At 39.7% G+C, this 23,562-nt stretch carries 18 protein-coding genes; 7 read left to right on the plus strand and 11 right to left on the minus strand.

Annotated features, from left to right (window positions below):
- The first annotated feature begins 113 nt into the window (after nucleotides 1–113).
- Nucleotides 114–2,264 (plus strand): YccS family putative transporter, encoded by a 2,151-nt coding sequence (gene yccS / locus P3L44_RS14155; protein WP_272661772.1) that lies wholly within the window; start codon nucleotides 114–116, stop codon nucleotides 2,262–2,264.
- Nucleotides 2,265–2,359: 95 nt separating this feature from the next.
- Here the strand turns inward: yccS and P3L44_RS14160 are convergent, their stop codons facing one another.
- Nucleotides 2,360–2,974 (minus strand): TfoX/Sxy family DNA transformation protein, encoded by a 615-nt coding sequence (locus tag P3L44_RS14160; protein ID WP_004256109.1) that lies wholly within the window; start codon nucleotides 2,972–2,974, stop codon nucleotides 2,360–2,362.
- 231 nt (nucleotides 2,975–3,205) lie between these two features.
- On the opposite strand from P3L44_RS14160, the gene sulA reads away from it, so the two are divergent.
- Both sulA and ompA read left to right on the plus strand, forming a co-directional pair.
- Nucleotides 3,206–3,727, plus strand: a complete 522-nt coding sequence (sulA, locus tag P3L44_RS14165; RefSeq protein ID WP_140170770.1) for an SOS-induced cell division inhibitor SulA — start codon at nucleotides 3,206–3,208, stop codon at nucleotides 3,725–3,727.
- A 355-nt stretch (nucleotides 3,728–4,082) separates the two neighbouring features.
- Nucleotides 4,083–5,153 carry a porin OmpA gene (gene ompA / locus P3L44_RS14170; protein WP_140170771.1) on the plus strand — a complete coding sequence of 357 codons (1,071 nt, stop codon included), beginning with the start codon at nucleotides 4,083–4,085 and terminating at the stop codon, nucleotides 5,151–5,153.
- Between the two features lie 169 nt (nucleotides 5,154–5,322).
- On the opposite strand, the gene matP is transcribed toward ompA, so the two are convergent.
- Nucleotides 5,323–5,790 (minus strand): macrodomain Ter protein MatP, encoded by a 468-nt coding sequence (matP, locus tag P3L44_RS14175; protein ID WP_140170772.1) that lies wholly within the window; start codon nucleotides 5,788–5,790, stop codon nucleotides 5,323–5,325.
- 173 nt (nucleotides 5,791–5,963) lie between these two features.
- Between matP and P3L44_RS14180 the strand changes: the two genes are divergently transcribed.
- The 3 genes from P3L44_RS14180 (at nucleotide 5,964) to fabA (ending at nucleotide 8,700) form a co-directional block, all read left to right on the plus strand.
- Nucleotides 5,964–6,140 carry a GhoT/OrtT family toxin gene (locus tag P3L44_RS14180; protein WP_071585857.1) on the plus strand — a complete coding sequence of 59 codons (177 nt, stop codon included), beginning with the start codon at nucleotides 5,964–5,966 and terminating at the stop codon, nucleotides 6,138–6,140.
- 208 nt (nucleotides 6,141–6,348) lie between these two features.
- Nucleotides 6,349–8,085 (plus strand): Lon protease family protein, encoded by a 1,737-nt coding sequence (locus P3L44_RS14185; RefSeq protein WP_140170773.1) that lies wholly within the window; start codon nucleotides 6,349–6,351, stop codon nucleotides 8,083–8,085.
- Nucleotides 8,086–8,181: 96 nt separating this feature from the next.
- Nucleotides 8,182–8,700, plus strand: coding sequence for a bifunctional 3-hydroxydecanoyl-ACP dehydratase/trans-2-decenoyl-ACP isomerase (gene fabA, locus P3L44_RS14190; RefSeq protein ID WP_004909641.1), 519 nt, complete (start codon nucleotides 8,182–8,184; stop codon nucleotides 8,698–8,700).
- A 130-nt stretch (nucleotides 8,701–8,830) separates the two neighbouring features.
- Here fabA and rmf read toward each other — a convergent pair whose 3' ends face one another.
- The 6 genes from rmf to rlmKL form a co-directional block, all read right to left on the minus strand.
- Nucleotides 8,831–9,001 (minus strand): ribosome modulation factor, encoded by a 171-nt coding sequence (gene rmf / locus P3L44_RS14195; RefSeq protein ID WP_004256131.1) that lies wholly within the window; start codon nucleotides 8,999–9,001, stop codon nucleotides 8,831–8,833.
- Nucleotides 9,002–9,357: 356 nt separating this feature from the next.
- A complete protein-coding gene (gene pqiC / locus P3L44_RS14200) occupies nucleotides 9,358–9,912 on the minus strand; it encodes a membrane integrity-associated transporter subunit PqiC (RefSeq protein WP_272661771.1) in 555 nt (184 codons plus the stop codon).
- The gene (gene pqiB, locus P3L44_RS14205) at nucleotides 9,912–11,561 is read right to left on the minus strand and encodes an intermembrane transport protein PqiB (RefSeq protein WP_125892669.1); all 1,650 of its coding nucleotides are present in this window, start codon (nucleotides 11,559–11,561) and stop codon (nucleotides 9,912–9,914) included. Before pqiB ends, pqiC begins: the two co-directional genes overlap by 1 nt.
- The gene (gene pqiA, locus P3L44_RS14210) at nucleotides 11,558–12,832 is read right to left on the minus strand and encodes a membrane integrity-associated transporter subunit PqiA (RefSeq protein WP_272661770.1); all 1,275 of its coding nucleotides are present in this window, start codon (nucleotides 12,830–12,832) and stop codon (nucleotides 11,558–11,560) included. The genes pqiB and pqiA overlap by 4 nt, the downstream gene beginning before the upstream one ends.
- A 27-nt stretch (nucleotides 12,833–12,859) precedes the next feature.
- Nucleotides 12,860–14,770 carry an ABC transporter ATP-binding protein gene (locus P3L44_RS14215; protein WP_140170775.1) on the minus strand — a complete coding sequence of 637 codons (1,911 nt, stop codon included), beginning with the start codon at nucleotides 14,768–14,770 and terminating at the stop codon, nucleotides 12,860–12,862.
- A gap of 11 nt (nucleotides 14,771–14,781) precedes the next feature.
- A complete protein-coding gene (rlmKL, locus tag P3L44_RS14220; protein WP_140170776.1) occupies nucleotides 14,782–16,890 on the minus strand; it encodes a bifunctional 23S rRNA (guanine(2069)-N(7))-methyltransferase RlmK/23S rRNA (guanine(2445)-N(2))-methyltransferase RlmL in 2,109 nt (702 codons plus the stop codon).
- A 98-nt stretch (nucleotides 16,891–16,988) separates the two neighbouring features.
- Here rlmKL and P3L44_RS14225 point away from each other — a divergent pair, with 98 nt between their 5' ends.
- Nucleotides 16,989–18,104: a YcbX family protein gene (locus tag P3L44_RS14225; RefSeq protein ID WP_272661769.1), complete on the plus strand. Its 1,116-nt coding sequence runs from the start codon at nucleotides 16,989–16,991 to the stop codon at nucleotides 18,102–18,104.
- 129 nt (nucleotides 18,105–18,233) lie between these two features.
- Here P3L44_RS14225 and P3L44_RS14230 read toward each other — a convergent pair whose 3' ends face one another.
- From P3L44_RS14230 to pepN, 3 genes are all read right to left on the minus strand, one after another.
- Nucleotides 18,234–18,779, minus strand: coding sequence for a cell division protein ZapC (locus P3L44_RS14230; RefSeq protein WP_004909622.1), 546 nt, complete (start codon nucleotides 18,777–18,779; stop codon nucleotides 18,234–18,236).
- 269 nt (nucleotides 18,780–19,048) lie between these two features.
- Nucleotides 19,049–20,059: a quinone-dependent dihydroorotate dehydrogenase gene (gene pyrD, locus P3L44_RS14235; RefSeq protein WP_272661799.1), complete on the minus strand. Its 1,011-nt coding sequence runs from the start codon at nucleotides 20,057–20,059 to the stop codon at nucleotides 19,049–19,051.
- Between the two features lie 325 nt (nucleotides 20,060–20,384).
- Entirely contained in the window at nucleotides 20,385–23,003 is a 2,619-nt protein-coding gene (pepN, locus tag P3L44_RS14240; RefSeq protein ID WP_272661768.1) for an aminopeptidase N, read from the minus strand.
- Nucleotides 23,004–23,562: the final 559 nt, after the last annotated feature.

Raw genomic sequence — 23,562 nt, forward strand, 5'->3', positions numbered from 1 at the left:
CCTGAGAAAATCAATGACAAAAATACGGTTGGCTTGATTCCAAACGGTTTTTTATTCCTTGCAAACAAGCTATCCTATATAGATTAAGGCTTGTCTTACCTTTGAGGTACTTTGTGTTAACACTGCTTACCAGTTATCGTCGTGTGCTATATAACAGCCATATTTTATATTATATCCGAATATTTATAGCCCTGACAGGCGCAACCTTAGTGCCATGGTTGTTAGGTCAAGAGCCTAAAATCACCATCCCACTCACATTGGGTGTGGTTGCTGCAGCACTAACTGACTTAGATGATAGGCTAACTGGTAGAATAAAAAATTTAATTATTACACTTTTTTGTTTTTTTATTGCATCCGTTTCTATTGAACTCCTTTTTCCCTATCCTTTATTTTTCTTTTTTGGCCTCGCATTTTCTACGTGTGGCTTTATTCTTCTTGGTGCTTTAGGACAGCGATACGCTACCATCGCATTTGGTGCACTATTAATTGCCATTTATACCATGCTCGGCGTACCCATTTTTGATACTTGGTACCAACAACCCGCATTATTACTGACAGGGGCAATTTGGTATAATATTTTAACCTTGATTGGGCATATTTTATTTCCTGTAAGGCCATTGCAAGATGCAATAACCCAATGCTATCAGCAACTTTCAGCTTATTTAGACGCAAAAGCTAACTTATTTGATCCTGATTTAGAAGATGACTACCAACGCTCTGTTTATGATTTAGCATTAGTAAACAGCCACTTGGTTAGCACCATGAACCAAGCAAAAATTGCATTATTGAGTCGATTAAAAGGGGATCGGGGACAAAAAGGTACACGAAATTCGCTACAATATTATTTTGTTGCTCAAGACATTCACGAACGAGCAAGTTCATCCCACATACAATATCAACAGCTTAGCCGCACTTTACGTCACTGTGATATTTTATTTCGTTTCCAACGCCTATTAACCATGCAAGCGAGAGCCTGCCAACAAGTTGCTCAATCTGTTTTATGGCGTAAACAATACCAACATAATCCTCGTTTTGAACGTACCTTCGCTTACATTGAAAAATCGCTACAGCTACTAAAACAGCAATCGCCTGAGCTTCATGAAATTAAGGCCCTATATAACTTACTTAAAAACTTAAAAGGAATTGACGTCCAACTGAAAGGCCTAAGCCTTGAGCAGAGTTCATGGCAGCAAAATAATAAGCAAATAGAACAGTTATCTGACGAATCGTTATCCGGTATTAGTGATATTATTTCGCGAGTTAAGCACCATTTAACACCAAAATCCTCTTTATTTCGCCATGCAGTAAGAATGTCAATTCTCCTTTGTACTGGCTATATCATCATCCAACTATTTGATATGGAAAGAGGATATTGGATATTACTCACGAGTTTATTTGTATGCCAACCAAACTACAGTGCCACTAAACGGCGCTTAGCCCTTCGCATAATAGGAACTATCGTTGGTATTCTTATTGGCTTACCTTTGCTGAATTTAATCCCCTCAATGGAAGGGCAACTTACGCTAATCGTTATTTCTGGTTTACTGTTTTTTATGTTTCGCAGTAGTCAATATGCTCAAGCAACATTATTTATCACACTTCTCGTTTTGTTTTGTTTTAACCTACTGGGCGAGGGGTTTGATGTTGCACTTCCACGGATCATTGACACATTAATTGGTTGTTTTATTGCATTACTTGCAGTGAGTTTTATTTGGCCAGACTGGAAGTTCCGCCAACTTCCCCAAGTCATTCAAAAAACTATGGATAGCAACTGCCGCTATTTAGATGCTATTTTACAACAATACTACCAAGGTAAAGACAACCGCCTTGAGTACCGAATTGCACGTAGAGATGCACATAATAATGATGCAGAGTTCGCTTCTATTGTGTCCAATATGGCTTCTGACCCTAAGTCTTATCGAATCACCCAAGAACAAGCTTTTCGCCTACTCTGCTTAAACCATACCTTACTCAGTTATATTTCTGCATTAGGCGCACATCGTGAAAAAATGCAAAATGAAGGTAACCTTTCATTACTCAACGACGCAATTTGCTATGTTGAATCGTCGTTACAAATCACCACCATTGACCCACTCGTTATTGATAAAAAATCAGATGAGCTTCGCCATAGTTTATTAAACCGAATAGATAATATTTCAACTAGTGATGACGAAAAAACGTTACTTATCATGGAACAAACTAAGTTATTACTCGAATTAATCCCTGAGATAAAACAGATAATTCGAACCATTAGTGCGTCATAAATATACCGATGAGCGGGTATTAAAATCCTAAATACCCACCCATTTCATATCGCGTAATGTAATATTAATTATAATAACAGTCGCTTTCCGCAGGTTTAGGCTGATGTCAACTCAAAACTATTATACCAAGCAATTAACTCTTGTTTGATATCCTTGGGTAAAACAGCACTATGACACCCTTCTATTGCAGCGGCTAAGCCAATGAGTAACTTAATACTTGGGTTATTCCTACCATGTTTTTTTAGCTTCATAAAACAAGCCTTTGCCCCCATCATACGCAGCTCATCAACATGCGATACTCCGATTTTCCCTAGTGCGCGCTCAACCGACATATTCATATTAGGCAAATCTTTTATGCGCATAGTCATTGATTGCTTTTGTTTTAATTCCTCGATAGCTGAACGGTACGCCAACTCAATATATTGGAGAAACAAGGGCTCGTCATGCCAAACTTGTTCCGAAAGTAGATAGTAGCGCATTTCCAATGGAATGCCTTTTTTACTATAAACTAACCGATTGAACCCTGACGCTTCAAAGTGACTTCTTGCCACTAAGCAGCCACGCAAATAAAAACAACCGTCGAGTACCAATCCTACAATGGCATCATCGACTAATAGACAAAATCCACCAAAATGATTTTTGCGTTTTAGCTCGCCAAACTGACTTAACAAACGAGATAAATAAAAAATTTTTTCTTCTTCTAACAACATTACCAAACTCCTTTTTGGGTATGCTCAATTTTCATCCTTGAGAAAAATAATTTTATAACTTCTTTTTTTACAGATAATTACGCATAACTAATTTTGAGAGCTTCCATAAAAAATGCCAAGAAGAATGCAGAAAAAAACAACAAAGTTGCGAAGCGCTTTGAAAAAATAGTCTTGATATTGGATGGATATACAGTTACTGTATGTTCATACAGCATTGTAACGAGGTAAATTATGAGCATCTATTCTTGGAACAACTCAACAGAACATTCTCTTAATAATTACGCACAATCAATCCCTGCTACAGGGCTTACTAACAGCTCTATACAACAAGGTATGGTGAGCGAACTTGTTTACGATGAAAAACACCCTATTATGGATTACATTTTGTTGCCAATGCTTCGCCAGTTTGGGGTTCAATCACGCTGGTTGCTCTGGTTAAGCCCTAATAAGAAACTCAGTAAGCACTGGTTAGAACAATCAGGAATACCAACTCATAAAGTTATGCAATTAAATCATATGGAAGATATCACCACGATTGATGCCATGGAAAAAGCCTTAAGAAGTGGGAATTATAGCGTGGTTCTAGGGTGGCTACCGGAAATAAGCGAGCAAGATTTTATTCGCTTGCAATACGCAGCTCAAGAAGGCCGTTCTATCGGTTTAATTATGCGCCCACAGAAAACGTTTAATATGATTAATACACTAGCAGGACAGCCAAACCACTTAAAAATTCATTCAAATCATTACCACTAGCTAAGATTAAGAATTTTCTTACTAAATTTAACCTTTAGGCATATTTGTCTCTAAAGTTAAATTAAAAGTATTGTAGATCAATCAGATAGATTAAATATAATCATTACAGAAAATATACATATCTCTCTGATTTATACACTAAAAAAATACTTTTTTTAACGATTATTGCTCACTCTACTTGTATCTTTTTAAGTTCGTTGTAGACTTTAGCTTGTTCGGCTTATGGCATTATTTTTTTACTTTTATTATTTTTTTGTAGATAATGTCTGCGAAACCTAGCAAGTAAATTAAACCAATGGCATATAATAAGGCTCAGCGAAGCCAAGCCAATATTGGATGATAACGAGGCGTAAAAATGAAAAAAACAGCTATCGCAGTAGCAGTGGCAGTAGCAGCTTTTGCAACCGTTGCACAAGCAGCTCCAAAAGATAACACTTGGTATACCGGTGCTAAATTAGGTTGGTCTCACTATGAAGACACTAAATTCACTTCACCTGAAACTAATCTTCACGTAGGTAACACTACTGACCGTGATACTCTCGGTGCTGGTGCATTCGCTGGTTACCAATATAACCAATACATGGGCTTCGAGCTTGGTTACGATTGGTTCGGTAAAATGAAATACAAAGGCGCTGGTAACAGCGGTGACCTGAAATCTATGGGTGTTTCATTAACTACTAAATTAAGCTATCCAATCATGGATGACTTAGACGTTTACACTCGTTTAGGTGGTATGGTTTACCGTACAGAAGCTAAAGCTAACCAAACTCAAGGTCGTTTCAAAGAAACTGACACTGGCGTTGCACCTGTATACGCACTGGGTCTTGAGTACGCAATCACTCCAGAGTGGGCTACTCGTTTAGACTACCAATGGGTTAGCAACTTAGGTGATAAAGACAACATCGGTACTCGTCCAGACAACGGCATGCTGAGCGTTGGTGTTGCTTACCGTTTCGGTCAAGCTGATGCTCCAGTTGTTGCGCCAGCTCCAGTTGTTGCTCCAGCTCCAGTTGTTGAAAACAAACGCTTTACTCTGCGTTCAGACGTTCTGTTTAACTTCAACAAAGCAAGCCTGAAACCAGAAGGTCAAGAAGCTCTGAATGAGCTGTACAACGAACTTAGCAGCATCGACCCAACTCAAGGTCGCGTACTGGTAGTTGGTTTCACTGACCGTATCGGTTCACAAAACTACAACTTACCACTGTCACAAAAACGTGCTCAGTCTGTAGTTGACTACTTAGTTGCTAAAGGCGTTCCAGCTAGCGCAATCGCTGCAGAAGGCCGTGGTAAAGAAGATCCAGTAACTGGTAACAAATGTGACAACGTTAAAGGTCGTGCAGCTCTGATCGAGTGTTTAGCGCCAGACCGTCGCGTTGAAATCGAAATCCAAGGTACAACTGAAGTTGTAACTCAGCCAGGTGCTTAATTCTTAGCCCTAGTTTGAATTTCGAACTGAAATACAAAAACCCCAATTAATATTGGGGTTTTTTATTACTGAAAATAATAGGCTCGATACAAAAATTAACTTTTAAAATTAAACTTCCCGCAATCATCATATAGCTTGAATTGCCAGCACGGATCCTCACAGATCTTCTTTAATTATCTTTTTCCTTTGATGTTCCAAGGATCGCTTGCAAATCTTGTTTTAATGAGCTCATTTGGCTTTCATATTTATCTTTGTGTTCCGCATCTTCAATCAACTGAATAATAGTTTCAGACAACGTTTTATTACGCTTCACGGCAAGATTAGACAAACGCTGCCATACTGAAAAATTTAAATCTATTGATTTCTTACGTGTATGTGGATGCTCGGCATTGAAATGACGCTTACGCCTCGCCCGAATACTCTGTTTCATTCGGTTATCAAGCTCTGGGTTCATATGCTGAGTGATCCACTTTAGTACATCAACCGGTCTATTTTCCATTTTTAGCAGCAAGTCTATGGCTTCTTTTTCTGCGCTTCTTTCTATATAGCGGGTAATTGCTTCGCCACCTCTTGCTTTATTGACGAGGTATTCCCATTTCCAGCCACATTCAAGATTTTCAAGCTGCTGATATTTCATAATTTTTCCTGAAGAAAATTGAACCTATTTTTATATTAGCAAGATTATAAACAAAATACTCATGCAGATATTCGATTTAGTGGAATATTCACTTTTTCAATAAAGAAGGTAAGCCTACCTTGTAAAAATAGTGTACAATCCGCCCCTATCTGTTAACAAATTAATAAAACTGCATGTCCACATTTGAATACATACTCGTCATCTATGGGATTGGCGGTGTATGCGCAATGCTATTTACCCTACTCGTAACAAAAGATCCAAACTTTTTTATGCGCCTACTGAGCGCCATACTTATTGGCTTAACTTGGCCAATGACACTACCCATTGTATTTATGTTTTCGTTATTCTAGTCGATAATTCAACAATTATTGCTGCAAGATTGCCTATCAAAGGCTAATATAACAAGCTTGCCCATTGGGTAATGAATTAGCCTGAAATTTGTTTATAAAACAAACAATGCTATTTAGCAAATTTATTCAATAAACCTTTTTCAGGCATATACGCCCAGCTTACTGGCAGGCATTTTATTTATAACTCTATTAATAGCAGATAATTATAGTGATCAGTCAAGAACTAACATGGCAAGGCCTAATTCCTAACTTATCGTCATTTCAGACGAAATTTGTATCTTCAGAAACGTTGACCCCTGCAATTTTATCAGACATTCAGCCTAGGCTATCTGATGGCATACAACATTTCGTTGATGAATTTGCCCAAACACGCTTCATGTTTATCAAGTCTGATGACAGTGAGGCGTATCTTAGCCTTTATGCTAATGCAATTACCCCTTTACTGGCAGAGATAAATACCATTGATGGTGATTATCAATTATCTGAAGATAGCCGTCTTTTTCAATGGAAAAGTGGTGTTAAAAGCCGTTTCTCTTCCCATGAAAAAATTGCTTACCGTAGTTGGATAGAACCCGAACAATTATTTGGCTATGTCACCCCTTCATTGAATTTAGTGCCAGGATTACTTCACCAAATTAATGGCGGGATCTTAGTTATCGCAGCTAGCGCATTAATTAGCCAACCTTTAATGTGGGCTCGCCTAAAAAATATGGTTAACCGTCAACAACTTGAATGGTTACCTTATTCTGAGAATCAGCCTTTACCGATTGAAATTGAACCACAACCTTTAGAACTTAAAGTCATTATTGTTGGTGACCGATTAGCTTTAGAAGAGTTTGAATTTACATCACCGGAACTATTTAGCTGCGCAATTTATGGCGAATATGAGCCTATTATGTTCTTCGAAGATGAAGAACAATTGAGCTTATGGATGCGTTATGTCAAATCCATTATTGAATCCAATAAATTACCACATATTTCTGCTGATGGCTGGGTCCCTTTCATCCAACAAGCTGTTCGTTACTGTGAAGATAAATTTAATCTTCCTCTTGATATTCTTTGGTTAGTTCGCTCTCTTGTTGATGCCAGCCACTACCATGTTAACCATTTGCTGACTCAAGAGTCATTTAAGCAAGCAAATGAAAACCGCCAATGGCGCCACAGTTTTCTTGCTGAACGTACTCAGGACGATATTTTGCAAGAACAAATCTTCGTTAAAACTGAAGGCGAAGTTATCGGCCAAGTTAATGGCTTGTCTGTCTTACAATATCCAGGGCACCCTGACGCTATTGGTGAGCCATCCCGTATTACCTGTGTCGCACATTTAGGTGACGGTGAATTCACGGATGTAGAACGTAAAGCAGAGCTGGGTGGGAATATCCACGCCAAAGGCATGATGATCATGCAAGCCTATTTAAATTACGAGCTGAAATTAGAGCAGCCTCAGCCTTTCTCCGCCTCTATCGTCTTTGAGCAGTCCTATGGTGAAGTTGATGGTGATAGCGCATCACTCGCAGAGCTGTGCGCTTTAATTAGCGCATTATCACTGCAACCTATTGACCAGCAAGTTGCTATCACGGGTGCAGTTGACCAATTTGGCTATGTCCAACCTATTGGCGGGGTGAATGAGAAAATTGAAGGTTTCTTTGATATCTGTGAAAAACGTGGGTTAACTGGCAACCAAGGTGTCATCATCCCGATGGCAAATGTTCGCCATTTATGCACCAAGTCTGCTGTCGTTGAAGCCGTAAAAGAAGGTCAATTCCACATTTGGCCTGTTGAACATGTCGCCCAAGCCATTACTATATTGACTAAGCAACCTTACTTTGAACAACAAGCTGAAGAAGAAAATGTACACCTGTTAGCTTTAATTCAAGAACGGATTAATCAAGCAAACTCACCTGATAAAGCCCGACTTCCTTGGTTCTTAAAATGGATAAGTTAAGTAAAGATTGCGTAAAAAATAGCAGATCGGAGTTGTTCAGCGTACAAGTGTAAGCTATCCTGTAGACCTACACTTAATAAAGGCTATCTTAAGAACATGGTTGAGAAACGCGGATCCTACACAAAAGATGATTTAATTGCTTCTGGTAAAGGTGAGTTATTTGGAGAAAATGGTCCTCCATTGCCATCTGGAAATATGTTGATGATGGATCGTATCGTCAGTATGACTGAAGATGGCGGTACATTTAACAAAGGTTATGTGGAAGCTGAATTGGATATTAATCCAGACCTTTGGTTCTTTGGCTGTCACTTTACAAACGACCCTGTCATGCCTGGTTGTTTAGGCCTCGATGCAATGTGGCAGCTAGTTGGCTTCTACCTTGGCTGGCTCGGCGGTGAAGGTAAAGGGCGCGCTTTAGGTGTTGGCGAAGTTAAATTTACTGGCCAAGTTCTCCCTACCGCGAAAAAAGTTACTTACCGCATCAGCTTTAAACGCGTGATCAACCGTAAACTGATCATGGGGTTAGCAGACGGTGAAGTCTTAGTTGATGGTAAATTAATTTATACTGCAACAGACTTAAAAGTGGGTCTTTTTAAAGACACCAGCGCATTCTAAATATTTGAAATGCAAACCTCCGCAATGGCGGAGGTTTTTAAATGAATGAATACCTTCAGCTTAAAAACCCAAAAATATGCAAGAAAACGAGCTCAGGCTATTTAAGCTAAACGTTCAAAGAATATTGGGGTTACACCACCGCTATGGTTCGATCCTCCATCGCCTTTCGCCAACCACCTAGCCAATGCGACCGAGCATCTACTGCTTGATATGGGCACAACTCTTTAGAGCGCCCTGCTAAACCTGCTTGATAACCTCTTGATAAAGCTCTTTCTAAACGGTCTCGCTTCTGTCTTTTCATGCCTTACTTCCCTCATCATTTAAATGGAAAAGAAAACAGTACCTACTATTTTTAATAGGTACACTATAGAAATAGCGCCCGTTGAAAAAAAAATCAAGTAAAGATTTTCATATATTTGTCATAAATGGCATAAATGTGACTTGTATATGACAATTAACACAACCTATTGATTTGATTTAAAAATAAAAACATTCTTTTATTTATCATAATATTAGCGAACAAAATCAATTATTATTCACTAATATATAAATAAAAAGAATATCTATATTTAATGAAATTAAAAATGCACTTTGAATATATAAACCACATATATTCAAGGTGCATTTAATATAAATTACTTAAGTAATAACCAATGATTAGTATTTATCTATCTCTTTCGCAATACTCTCAGCGACTTGCTGCCACCCCATTGATAACGTGCGAACTAGCTCAGGGTAGCCATCTTCATTTTGGTCTAGCTGTACATCAAAATTAAGACGGATCACGTTTTTATCATGAGTGTAAGTCCAAAAGCCTTGGATTAATACTTTACCATCATACCGCCCATTAAAGGCCGTCAAAGTAATATCAAGTGTATCCGGTGAGTTTTGTAATGGCTGCAAAGACACGAGTTTTTCAGGTAACGCTGCAGATAATTCACTCACCATCGACTGACCAAGCTGTTGTTCTAAAGGACTCGCCCATAGATGCGTACTTGCATTGGTATAACTGACATCTGTCGTTTGGTAAGTAATCCCATTTGATGTCAGCACATCTGATAACATGATGCGTTGTAACCACACTTGGCCTTTATTCATCACCTCTGCAGATTGTGTCTGAGGAGTTTTCATTGGCAGTTGGTAGTACTTTTTCTCTGGGGTACTGCTACAAGCTGCCAATAATAAAACAAATATTGATAGTAAATATCTCATTATTTTTTCACTCCTTTAGGCTCAACATCCTTCGTTGGCTCAGCTTCGAAAACTAACGCATTACTCTTATTATTCAAAGTACGTAGAAGCGGCTGAACTTCTCTTAATACTTGGTCTAAACGCTGCATGTTATCCACCATTTTATTATAAGCTGGAGAACCAGGTTGGAAACCTTGCATTGCACGGTTCATTTCTTGCAGTGTTTTTTGCAAGTCATGAGGTAAATTTTGGAACTCTTTACTCGCCATAACTTTGTTGAGTTGAGCCAACATCGCATTAGCTTCTTTAACAACTTTCTGCCCTTCAGCCAATGTTTGTGTCGTTTGGTTAAGCATCGGTTCAATTGGCATATTGTTAATTTTATCCAACACCGCAATGACTTTTTGTTGAATTTGCGCTAAACCTGCACTGGTTGTTGGGATAATTTTATAGCCGGCAACCACGGTTGGGCCTTTATAAGGCTCTGCATTTTGCACAAAATCCAGATCAACAAATAACGCGCCCGTTAATAAATTCCCTGATTTTAGTGATGCCCTTAAGCCATCTTTCAAAGCTAAATTTAATTCATTTTTTAAATTAAAGTTCTTACCGACATCCTTAGAAAAACGTTCTGGTTCAATGTGGATCAAAACAGGAATTCTAAAGTCATTATCCAGTGATTGGTCTAAACCTTCGGTATAAAAAGGCACTTGTGCAACAGTACCTAAACGAATACCACGGAACTCTACCGGCGCACCCGGTTGTAGGCCTCGCACTGAGTCTGAGAAGAATAAGACAAAATCTTGATACTGTGTATACAAGGAATTTTGAATGCTGCTTTGGTTGTCAAACAGTTGGAATTCAGCATTTTCCTTCACATTAGCACCAGGAACCCACCCGGTTGGAACATCAAAACTCACACCACCGGTCAATAATGTCGCGATTGAGCCCATTTCAACATGCACGCCTTGGGATGACATATCAAAAGCTATACCGCTATCTTTCCAAAAACGTACATTTGAACTAATCAATTTGTCATAAGGCGCATTGATAAATAATTGATAACGCATATCGCGTTTATCCATATCAAAGTCGCTCGTTTCAACAGAACCGACCCGGTAACCACGGAATAACACTGGATCACCTGGATTTAATTGTCCTGCCTTATCGCTCACCAATACAACACGAATTCCCTTAGCATCAGGTGATGCAAGAGGTGGGGTATCCAATAAGGTAAACTCGAAATGCTCTTTTGCCGCTAAGCCCGGTTGAAGCTCAATGTAAGCACCTGAAAGTAATGTACCTAGCCCAGTAACGCCATCACGCCCAATTGTTGGTTTTACAATCCAAAACGCAGAATCAGTACGCAGTAATTCTTTCATTTCATTGTTCAAACGCGCTTTAATGACCACTCGACTAAAATTGTCATCAAGTGTCACACTTTCCACAACGCCAATATCGACGCTACGGCTTTTAATTTTGGTTTTACCTGCTTCTATTCCTTCAGCATTGTAAGTGATTAATGTCACTTCAGGGCCTTGGTTGCTAAAATGGTAAAATAAGACCCAAGCGCCAAGCAAGACTGTCACTATTGGGATCACCCATACAGGCGACCAACTTTTTAACTTACTAATTTTGGCATTGGCCTGTGGTGTTTCTTTATCAGTCACCCGATGACTCCTTCTTGTTCAACAGTATTTACTGCATTTTTTCTTTCACAGCGATCCCAAGTTAATCTGGGGTCAAAGGTCATCGCTGCAAACATTGTGAGAATAACAACCACACCAAAGAAAATAATCCCCATCGCAGGGACAATATTCATCAATTGCCCCATTTGAACCAAAGAGGCTAAAATGGTGATAACAAACACATCTATCATTGACCAACGGCCAACATACTCCACCAGCTCATAAATAAAATGCATACGATGCGGGTCCCGATTACCATACCCTTTGGAATCTAGACAAAGCCATGCAATTCCTATCATTTTCAATGTAGGCACCATAATACTGGCAACAAAAATCACCATAGCAACAGGATATGACCCGTCTTCCCACAGTAAAATGACGCCATCAATAATGGTCGAATTTAATGCTGTACCTAACGTATTTGTGGTCATCATCGGCAACACATTCGCAGGGATATACAACATAATTGATGTCATTAAAAGAGCCAAAGTCCATTGTAAACTTTGTTTTTTACGTACACTACCATGGGAGTGGCAGCGTGGGCATTTTGATTGTCCAGCCGGTAAAATTGCCGTACACACAAGACATAAGCGTACATCTTGTTTAATACCCGTCTGGCCCACGATTAACGGCTTATCTAATTTCGGAGCCGCTTCAATTCGGTTCCATAGCCAGTGACGATCTAAGCATTGAAAAGCCCTTACTTGCAGCATGCAGTACGCGCAATAAGGTAAAAAACTTAACCCGATGCCAATATCGCCGTAAGCTATCAATTTAACAAAACTGACTAAGACCCCCGCTAGAAAAATCTCAGCCATACACCACGCTTTCATTTGGAACAAAATACGGGTGATCACCACTTTAATATTTTTAGGAATATGAACCTGCACCCCTAAAAGGATGATTGTGACCATACAAAATGCAGGAATAACCAATGAAAAAAACAGAAAAAATAGCGCCAAACCGCTATAGCGCGTGGTAGCTATAATTTCAATTATTTGGAATAACGATATTTCATTTTCAATCCCTGCGGCGCCCATCTTAACAAAGGGGAATAAGCAGGCAATAAATAGCATAATTAATGCACTAAATGCATATGCTGCTGGCTGCTTATACGGATATCGCCACTTTGAGACCAATGTGGTTTCGCAGCGTGGACACGTTGCTTTGCTCCCTTGTTCCAATTCAGGAACTGCAACCAACATGTCACACTGAGGACAAAGCACATGTTCATGAGACTCATGGTTGCACAAAGTGTATTTGCTCCTTTAATTAAAGCGTCATTCGCCGTTTTTCAGTAATTCAAGCTCTTGCCAACGGTCAAACGCTTGCTCTAATTCAGCTTCTTTTGCAGATAGCTGAGTCAGCGTTTTTTCTGTTACATCATGCGGTTGGTTGAAAAAATCTGCATCGCCAACTTGAGCTTGTAGTGCTTCAATATCACTTTCAAGTTGTTCCAATTTTGCTGGCAACTGTTCCAATTCACGTAATAAATTATAACTGAGCTTATTTGACCGCTTTACCGCTTCTTTCGGTTTCGTTGGTTTATCTTGGCCAGCCACTTTACCTGTTTGTTCTGCTTTCAAACTCACGGTTTGTGCTTTTTGTTGTTGAGCATCATAATACCCACCAGCAAAACGGTTAATGACCCCATTACCTTCGAAGATCCAACATTCTGTCACACTGTTATCAACAAACTCTCGGTCATGGCTAACCAACAAAACCGTTCCTTGGTAACCATCAACTAGCTCTTCGAGTAACTCTAAAGTTTCGACATCAAGGTCGTTAGTCGGTTCATCGAGGATCAATAAGTTACTTGGTTTTAGGAATAAACGCGCAAGCAACAAGCGGTTACGCTCACCACCAGAAAGCGCCCTAACCGGTGTCATTGCACGTTTTGGCGGGAACATAAAGTCTTGCAAATAGCCGAGAACATGGCGTGGCTTACCATTCACCATGACTTCTTGTTTACCTTCCGCTAAATTATCCATCACGGTTTTATCTGGGTCCAATGCTGCGCGGTGCTGGTCGAAATAAGCAACTTCCAACTTAGTCCCACAATGCACTCGTCCGCTATCTGCTTGCAAATCCCCCAACATCAAACGCAATAATGTTGTTTTACCACAACCGTTTGGCCCAACTAGCGCGATTTTATCGCCACGTAATACTTGAGCTGAAAAATCTTTTACCAGTACTTTATTATCAATCTGGTAATTCACATTTTCCATTTCGAACACAATTTTGCCAGAACGGGCTGCTTCACCCACTTGCATTTTCGCTGTGCCCATCACTTCACGACGCTCTGAACGCTCTACGCGTAGCGCTTTCAGCGCACGAACACGACCTTCGTTACGAGTACGTCGCGCTTTAATACCTTGGCGGATCCACGTCTCTTCTTGGGCTAATTTGCGGTCAAATTCCGCATTTTGCATCTCTTCAACACGCAAAGCTTCTTCTTTATTCACCAAGTAGTCATCATAATTACCCGGCCAAGATGCTAATTTCCCACGGTCTAAATCAATAATACGGGTTGCCATATTACGGATAAATGAACGGTCATGGGAAATAAATACGATGCTGCCTTGGAAATCTTTTAGGAAATTTTCCAGCCAAAGAATTGTTTCTATATCTAAGTGGTTGGTTGGCTCATCTAAAAAGAGTACTCGCGGGTTACTCACTAACGCACGACCCAAAGCCGCTTTACGTAGCCAACCACCTGATAATGAAGACAGTTCTGCATCTGCAGGTAAACCGAGTTTTTTCAGCACATCACTGATACGAGAATCTAATAACCATAAATTACGGTTATCTAACACCTCTTGCAATTCAGCTAATTTATTTAGATTTTTTTCACTCGGGTCGGTTTCGACCTCTTTCGCAACATGGTGATAATCTTTGAGGTACTGAGCTTGTTCTGCAACACCTTCAGCCACAAAATCAAAAATAGTGCCTTCAATATTACGCGGAGGGTCTTGCTGCAAGCGTGCAACAACTAAATCTTGCTCATAAACCAATTGGCCATCATCTAACGGCTGTTCTTTCGTTAACACACGCATTAACGTTGATTTACCTGCACCATTGCGGCCAACCAAACATACACGTTCGTTATCTTCGATATGAATTTCGGTATTATCCAGTAATGGGGCATCACTAAACGAAAGGTATGCACCCGACAAATTAATTAAAGCCATTGATTCTATCCTTACTCTGCGTGGCTAATTAGCCAGCAGTTATGTATTTGACGGTTACGAGCAAAATCTTCTGACAGTGTTTTCGCTGTGATTTCTTGCGCTTGTAAACCTAATTCTTTAATTGCTTCAAGATCCATTTTGAAACCACGTTTGTTATTAGAAAACATTACGGTTCCACCACGGCGTAATAACCGCTTTAGGTGGGTAATCAATTGGATATGATCCCGTTGCACATCAAACGTACCATCCATGCGTTTTGAATTTGAGAATGTTGGGGGATCAATAAAGATCAAATCAAATTGTTCCCGGCTATTCGCCAGCCAACTCAAGCAATCCGCTTGAATTAAACGATGTTGGCGACCTGTTAGCCCATTCGCTTGTAGGTTTTTCTCAGCCCACTCAAGATAAGTGCGTGACATATCTACGGAAGTGGTGCTTTTCGCGCCGCCAAGCCCTGCATGCACAGTGGCAGTGCCGGTGTAACAGAACAAATTTAAGAAATCGGCATCTTTACTCATCTGGCCTAACATTTTACGGGCAATACGATGGTCAAGAAATAACCCTGTATCCAGATAGTCCGTCAAATTCACCAACATTTTCGCATTGTATTCTTGCACTAAAAAGAAATCGTCTTTTTGCGCTAATTTCTCATACTGCTGCTTGCCTTTTTGGCGCTGGCGCGTTTTTAACACTAGCTGATTCGATGTCAGTTCTAGCACATTCATTGTTGCAGTGATCACATCAAATAGGCGTTGACGAGCTTTGCGTTCATCAACGGTTTTCGGTGGCGCGTATTCTTGGATCACCACTTTATCGCCATAAATATCAACCGCAACATTGTATTCAGGTAAATCAGCATCATAAACACGGTAACTATCAATGCCTTGTTGTTTTGCCCATTTACTTAATTTCTTGATATTTTTACGTAAGCGATTTGCAAAATCAGGTGAAATTTCCGCTATCGTTTCTGATGGCGTAGCCGCTAGCTGGTAGTTTTTCTGGACACAATCTAAAGGACCATTCTTAGCTTTAAACTCACGCTCTGAACGCAGTTGCAAGCAGCTGAGTAACTCAGGAGAAGCACTAAAAATCGATAAACGCCAACCAGGGAAGCGGGCCTTCACGATCCGCCCTAACTGACTATGTAGCGCAATTAAAGCAGGCTCACTTTCTAAACGCTCACCATACGGGGGATTGCTAATAATTGTGCCTAACGTATCGACCTTAACTGGGTTTTCCAATGCAGCGGCATCACCTTGCTTAAAGGTGATTAAATCTTGTAACCCTGCCCGGCGTGCGTTCGCACGAGCCATTTCAAGTACACGCTTATCGATATCAAAACCATAAAAGCGCGATGTCGTCTCTTTCAAACCTTGGCGGAAACGCACTTGCGCTTCCGTGGTTAATTCACGCCAAAGTTCCGCGTTAAATTTAGACCATGCATAAAACCCCCAATGAGTACGGTGTAAGCCGGGGGCTTTATCCGTTGCCATCATTGCGGCTTCAATTAACAATGTTCCTGAACCACACATCGGGTCGACCAAGGGAGTTCCTTGCTGCCAACCTGAACGGTTAATAATTGCTGCTGCCAGTGTCTCTTTTAAGGGGGCTTGGCCTGCCAAATCGCGGTAGCCACGAATATGTAATGAATCACCACTCAAATCGAGAGCCACACTGGCTTTCTCTTTATTCAGATAGACGTTAATACGAATATCCGCTTGCTGGCGAGCCACATCAGGCCGCTGGTCAAGCTTGCGTACAAAGCTGTCTACGATAGCATCTTTCACTTTCAATGCGCCGTATTGGCTATTGCGAATTTCTTCGTTAGTCCCCGTAAAATGAACAACAAAGGTATCATTGACTGAAAAAATCTCACTCCAGTCGATAGCTTGTACACCGAGGTACAAATCTAGGTCACTGTAGACATCAAAATCATTCAGTGGCAATAAAATACGCGATGCCAGCCGACTCCACAGTAGGCTTTGGTACATAACACGTTCGTCGGCCTGAAAATAGACACCCCCTTGGGCCACTTTGCATTGGCTAGCGCCAAGCGATTCTAATTCCGTTTTCAGTAGTTCTTCAAGGCCGCGAGCTGTGCTGGCAAACAGAGAATTCATAGTATTTATTACCAATTTGGATGAAAAATTGTTGCGCATTATAGCTAATCTTATGCAGTTGTCATAAAGTTGCTACGCACAATTATAAGGATTAAAAAATGATAACGCTTTCGCGCCTTTACACACACCCAGTTAAATCTATGCGAGGAGTTCGTTTATCCCACGCCTTCGCTGATATTAGCGGTTTGACTTTTGATCGTAATTTTATGGTAACCACGCTGGAAGGTAAGTTTATTACGGCGAGAAAATATCCACAAATGTTACTTTTTACACCGGTAATGCTCAATAATGGTCTTCACTTGCGAGCACCAAATGGCGAAAGTGCAACGGTATTGTATCAGGACTTTAACGAGAAGCAGAGCCCTACTGAAGTTTGGGGTAATCATTTTCATGCACTTATTGCACCTGAAGCAATAAATCGCTGGTTAAGTACCTTTTTTGATGAGCCCGTACAACTACGCTGGCTGAGCCCACAGCTTTCTCGCCGTGTCAAAGAACACCAAGATGTGCCGATGTCTTTTGCTGATGGCTACCCTTTCTTACTGATCAACGAAGCTTCAGTCCAAGAACTACAGCGCCGTTGCCCTGCGAGTATTAAATTAGAGCAGTTTCGTGGCAATTTAATCATTACAGGTGCCAAGCCTTTTGAAGAAGACACATGGAAAACCATTCAAATTGGTGATGTCGTTTTTACATTAGATAGGCCATGTAGCCGGTGCATTTTAACGACCGTTAGCCCAGAAAAAGGAATTAAACATCCCCACAGTGAGCCACTTGCGACACTGCAAACCTTCCGTTCAGATGAAACTGGTGATGTCGATTTCGGACAAAATGTGATTATTAAAAATACGGGGGTTATTCGTGTTGGTGATACCCTGACGGTACTAGAAACTAAACCAGCAAAACAATATTTAGTTCAAGAACGTGAAAGTGACCTAGCAGCTAATAGCTTGAAGACCCAAGCCAATAATGTCAGTTTAGTTTTTGAAGAAACAGAATATGAAGGTGATAACCAAAATGTGATCCTTGAGCAATTAGAATCCAATGGTTTAACTATCCCTTATTCATGTCGTGCTGGTATCTGCGGCCGCTGTAAAATTAAACTGATTTCAGGAGAAGTCACCCCATTAAAACAAAGCGCCATTAAAGAAAACGGTTATATACTCGCCTGTAGTTGTATCCCGAAAACATCTGTTAAATTAGCGTTTAACTAAGCACTGGTTTTATTTTTAACACCATCAAGGGTTCAATTCTATGATGGTGTTAAACACGCAAACTGGGATTCATTAAATTAGCAAAAAGCCTATTTATTTAGTTATTCTTTTTTGATCTCTAGCGATCATTTAAATAGCATTACCGTATAATTGACGCTTCACTTTAGATGAATATTCAAGCATGCGATCATTCATGATCTTAATTGGATCGCAAAATCGTAAAGTTCGATCGGGTAATTCTAAGATTGGTTCTGCTAATAAACATAAACTCGCAGATGGGCCAGCTTCAGCAATAATAAATGTGAAGTACTGGTTTGTATTTTCTAAACACACTTGGATTATTTGCCCCTGTTTAGGTTCATTAATATAGTGAAATGAAGAAAAATACCAACTCTTTGGCATCTGTGGTTTTAAAAAACGAAAAGCAACTAAGCTATTTAAGACTAATTCAGCTCTTTCTTCTTGAGTAATATTTAATCTTTTAGCCTGCTCATCGAATAAATAATATTCACCTGCATCTTCGATACTAAATGGCATCTCATTACGAGCAAAAACCGTTAGCATCTTAGCAGGAAAACATGAACGAAATATCATGCCGTTGGCGAGATCTAACATCACCCTATTATGGTCATGATCAAAATACCAACGCCAATGATCATCAGGTTTAATATTCATAAACGACCCTTTAGCGATTTACCGGTAAATATAGCAGAAATGATCTTTATAGTGATCCTTTCTAAATTTACTCTAGGGCTTATTTTTATATGCTAAAAATTGGATCTACTAAATAAGATACGTTAGAAATATCCGGATAATATTGTTATCTAAATAGCAAATCTACTGAAAATTGCGTTCAATTTGATACAAAAATAGCCACTATTAGCAATATAGTTTAAAAGGGGGAATAAATAAACCCCCTTGATACGTAAATTTACAATTTATTACTAGATATGGTTAACAATATCTTTAATTAATTTTGGCCCATGGTAAATAAAACCAGAATAAATTTGAATTAAAGAGGCACCCGCTTCCATTTTTTCACGCGCCGCGGTAAGGGAATCAATTCCACCGACTCCAATTATTGGCAGCTTTCCATTTAACTCACGTGAAATAAGTTTAATAACTTGCGTACTTTTTAATTGCACAGGACGACCACTTAATCCCCCCGTTTCATTACAATGACTAATCCCTTGAACCAAAGAGCGGTCTAACGTGGTATTCGTCGCAATAACGCCATCGATATTATGTCTAACTAGGCTATCTGAAACTTGGATAATTTCCTCTTCAGATAAATCAGGCGCAACTTTTACAGCAATAGGCACATATTTTTGGTGCTGTAATTGTAATTCCAGTTGCTTTGCTTTTATGCTACTTAATAAATCATCCAGTGCTTCGCCATATTGTAATGTACGCAAGCCTGGCGTATTTGGTGAGGAAATATTAATAGCAATATAACCTGCATGAGCATAGACCTTATCCATGCAAATTAAATAGTCATCTTTACCTTGTTCAACAGGCGTATCTTTATTTTTACCAATATTGATACCAATGATCCCGCCATAATTCGATTTTTTAACATTCTCTACAAGGTTATCGACACCTTTATTATTAAACCCCATCCGGTTAATTAAACCTTCAGCTTCTACAAGTCGAAATAACCGCGGTTTGTCATTACCTGACTGAGGACGAGGGGTTACCGTACCAATTTCTATAAACCCAAACCCCATGGCACCAAATGCATCAATACATTCACCATCTTTATCTAAACCCGCGGCGAGCCCTAGTGGGTTTTTAAAGGAAAGCCCCATGCATTGAACGGGTTTAGTGGCAACAGATTGGCGAATAAGACATTGGAAAGGGGAATGGTTCAAACGTTGAAGCTGGCGAAAAGTCAATTCATGAGCTTTTTCAGGATCGAGCTGGAACAGTGCCTTGCGGGCAAGATGATATAACATATCCAATAACCTATTTTTACTAGTACGTTTCAATAGAGTAGACATCATATCGCACGCTAAAACCTCGCCAAATACAATTTGCCGAGCTTTCATTCATACATGCGGTTTTTTCGTCGGATAAAACGCGCTATAGATTACCCTATCTCACCATCCTTTTACTATGAAAAAATCAATAAAAATTCATTTGCCTGGTTTTTTGGGGGAAAACAACCACTTTATGACAGTTATCTCTCATTTAATATTCCATTATTGTCATAAACAAATAAGCCGCTAAATTAAATTTTAGCGGCTTATTAAAACCAATAATTGGTTAGCTATATATAAATCAGCTTTCTAACGCTTTGGTAATTTTTTCAAATAGATCACCAGAAAGGTTATCGAGCGCTTTTAATTGCTCAAGCACTTTACGCATCTGTGCTTGGCGCTGTTCATCATAACGTTTTAAACGGATCAACGGCTCAATCAATCTTGAAGCCACTTGCGGGTTGCGCGTATTGAGATCAACTAAAATTTCATACAAAAATTGGTAACCACTGCTATCTTCTGCATGGAAATTAACAGGATTCCCCGCAGTGAAAGCACCAACAAGTGAGCGAACACGGTTAGGGTTACCCATGCTAAATGAGCGGTGATCCAATAATTCACGTACATTAGCAAGCGCTTCTTTTGCAGGGTTCGCCCCTTGTAATGTAAACCACTTATCCATGACTAACCCGTCATGGTGCCAACGCTCATCAAAGTCTGCCATTAACTGTGCTTTACAAGGTAACAGTGATTCGTTAGCTGCGGTCAATGCGGCCAATGAATCCGTCATGTTATCGGCAGATTGGTATTGTTCCAACACTAATTTGTTCGCCAGCTCGCTATCATCACCCGCGGCTAAGTATTGCAGGCAAATATTACGCAATGAGCGTTTAGCGATATCTTGGTGATCAACACGATAGCCATCAATATTAATGGAGCGATAAACCGAGAGAAGTTCATCATGCATTTCTACTGCTAAATGATGATGAATAAAGTTTATAACTTCGTGGATCGCAACAGGGTCGATAACCGTAAATAATTCTGCCAGCTCATTTTCAGAAGGTAACGTTAAGATCAAGGCGACTAACGCAGGGTCAATCGAATCACTTAATAATACACCGCGAAAAGCATCAACCACAGGCTCAGGTAAAACTAAAGTCTCGCCATTTTGATAGTGAGCCACGTTAATTTTTACATAATTATTAATGAGTTGCTGAGCAGCATCCCAACGAGCAAATTCATTGCTTGCATGCTGCATCAAGAAAGCTAATTGCTCATCTGTGTAGTTGTAATCTAATTTTACAGGGGCTGAAAACTCACGCAATAAGGAGGGAACTGGGCGACTTGTCACCTCATCAAAAACAAACGTTTGAGTTTCTTGCGTAATGTTTAGCACTGAATTTACCACACTACCATCACGTTTTAGCGTAATAATTCCACCTTGCTCATCATAGAGCTCGATATCCAATGGGATATGTAATGGTCGTTTTTCAGCTTGATCCGCCGTAGGTGGCGTCATTTGGCTAACATGTAGCGTATATTGTTGTTTTTCTGGTGAATATTCATCACGCACAGTTAAAACTGGCGTCCCTGATTGGCTATACCAACGACGAAATAGTGATAAATCAACATTTGACGCATCTTCCATCGCCTGCACAAAATCGTCACAGGTTGCCGCACTGCCATCATGGCGATGAACATAAAGTTGTATTCCCGCTTGGAACATTTCCTCACCGAGCAGCGTATGGATCATGCGAATGACTTCAGACCCTTTTTCATACACTGTTAAAGTATAGAAATTGTTCATTTCAATGACTTTGTCAGGGCGGATCGGGTGCGCCATTGGGCTTGCATCTTCAGCAAACTGGGCTGAACGCATCACTTTAACATTGTTGATACGGTTAACAGAGCGAGAGCCTAAATCAGAGCTAAATTCTTGATCGCGGAAAACAGTTAACCCTTCTTTTAAGCTCAATTGGAACCAGTCACGACAAGTAATGCGGTTTCCTGTCCAATTATGGAAATACTCGTGGCCAATCACGGATTCGATATTCAGATAGTCTTTATCTGTCGCGGTTTCGCTTTTGGCTAAAACATATTTCGAGTTAAAGACATTCAACCCTTTATTTTCCATTGCTCCCATGTTGAAGAAATCAACAGCAACAATCATATAGATATCAAGGTCATATTCTAAACCAAAGCGTTCTTCATCCCATTTCATGGCATTTTTAAGGGACTGCATTGCCCAAGGAGCACGGTCTAAATTGCCTTTATCAACAAAGAGCTCTAACGCAACTTCACGACCACTGCGAGTGACAAATATGTCTTTTAAAACGTCAAAATCGCCTGCAACTAAGGCAAATAAATAACTTGGTTTTGGGAATGGGTCTTCCCATTTCACCCAATGGCGGCCGTCTTCTAACTCACCTTCTGCGATACGGTTACCATTTGATAATAAATAAGGATAACGTGATTTATCTGCTGTAATTGTAGTGGTATAACGAGCCAGCACATCTGGTCGGTCTTGGTAATAGGTAATATGGCGAAAACCTTCCGCTTCACATTGTGTGCATAGCGCCTCACCTGAAACATATAGCCCTTCTAACGCTGTATTTTTTTCAGGGCTAATTTCATTCACAATCCGCAGTGTAAAAGATTCTGGTAATGATTCAATAATCAATTTACCTTCAGATTCTTTATAGTTTTTCCACGCTTTGCCATCGACTTCAATACTGACTAGTGATAAATCTTCGCCATTGAGTTCAAGCGTTGAAGATTGCGGATTAAGGCGTTTTACCTTGCTTATTGCGGTAACGACTGTCTTCACTGGATCAAGATTAAAATCGAGGTCAATTTCTGTAATTGTGTAATCAGGTGCTTGATAATCCTGACGATATTTCGCTTGTCTTAGCTGGGTCATAAGTAACCTTTTAATTCGTTATATTCAATATCGTACTGCTTTATTACTTATACAATACTATAAGCCACAATAATGTGAATGGATTTGAGAAACATTTTCATCAAAAAATGTTATCTATTTTTATGGTTATGTTAATTTTATATGGCTCACCGTACTTAATTTTGTTAAAAACTCGTTTGCTTGTTGGTGCTATAGCACTATTAAATATTCTATGGCGTGTTAGTATCTTTTGGTGATTAATGCTTTTGTCTGTTTCTATGGGACGCAATTTATGAGACACAATACGAATGAAGCGTATTTATTTGATTTCATAGTAATACAGAAAATAGTTATACAGAAAAGCAATGCGCGAATTTAGATTGCCGTGCTCCTTGAAAGCAAGAGGTGGAATAACACTTCTATCTTTTGCTAAAGTGGGTATACTTTTGCAACTTTAACGATTTAGCTAACAACTATTGCCGCTTTTATCTCATTGTGACTTTTGAAAATCAAACAGGTTTCTTCAAGGGAAACAAGAGTAAAAATTAACAGCATTAGTGGTAAAGATAAGCTCCGCGAG

The sequence above is a fragment of the Providencia sp. PROV175 genome (assembly GCF_032707045.1).
Classification (GTDB): domain Bacteria; phylum Pseudomonadota; class Gammaproteobacteria; order Enterobacterales; family Enterobacteriaceae; genus Providencia; species Providencia hangzhouensis.

Bases quoted from the DNA above. Each gene is read 5' to 3' on its own strand.
- P3L44_RS14160 (WP_004256109.1), bottom strand. From the start codon at position 2,974: ATGTTGTTAGAAGAAGAAAAAATTTTTTATTTATCTCGTTTGTTAAGT.
- pepN (WP_272661768.1), bottom strand. From the start codon at position 23,003: ATGACCCAGCTAAGACAAGCGAAATATCGTCAGGATTATCAAGCACCT.
- P3L44_RS14180 (WP_071585857.1), top strand. From the start codon at position 5,964: ATGTCCACATTTGAATACATACTCGTCATCTATGGGATTGGCGGTGTA.
- rlmKL (WP_140170776.1), bottom strand. From the start codon at position 16,890: ATGAATTCTCTGTTTGCCAGCACAGCTCGCGGCCTTGAAGAACTACTG.
- P3L44_RS14225 (WP_272661769.1), top strand. From the start codon at position 16,989: ATGATAACGCTTTCGCGCCTTTACACACACCCAGTTAAATCTATGCGA.
- sulA (WP_140170770.1), top strand. From the start codon at position 3,206: ATGAGCATCTATTCTTGGAACAACTCAACAGAACATTCTCTTAATAAT.
- ompA (WP_140170771.1), top strand. From the start codon at position 4,083: ATGAAAAAAACAGCTATCGCAGTAGCAGTGGCAGTAGCAGCTTTTGCA.
- P3L44_RS14230 (WP_004909622.1), bottom strand. From the start codon at position 18,779: ATGAATATTAAACCTGATGATCATTGGCGTTGGTATTTTGATCATGAC.
- rmf (WP_004256131.1), bottom strand. From the start codon at position 9,001: ATGAAAAGACAGAAGCGAGACCGTTTAGAAAGAGCTTTATCAAGAGGT.
- pqiC (WP_272661771.1), bottom strand. From the start codon at position 9,912: ATGAGATATTTACTATCAATATTTGTTTTATTATTGGCAGCTTGTAGC.
- pyrD (WP_272661799.1), bottom strand. From the start codon at position 20,059: ATGTTATATCATCTTGCCCGCAAGGCACTGTTCCAGCTCGATCCTGAA.
- P3L44_RS14215 (WP_140170775.1), bottom strand. From the start codon at position 14,770: ATGGCTTTAATTAATTTGTCGGGTGCATACCTTTCGTTTAGTGATGCC.
- fabA (WP_004909641.1), top strand. From the start codon at position 8,182: ATGGTTGAGAAACGCGGATCCTACACAAAAGATGATTTAATTGCTTCT.
- matP (WP_140170772.1), bottom strand. From the start codon at position 5,790: ATGAAATATCAGCAGCTTGAAAATCTTGAATGTGGCTGGAAATGGGAA.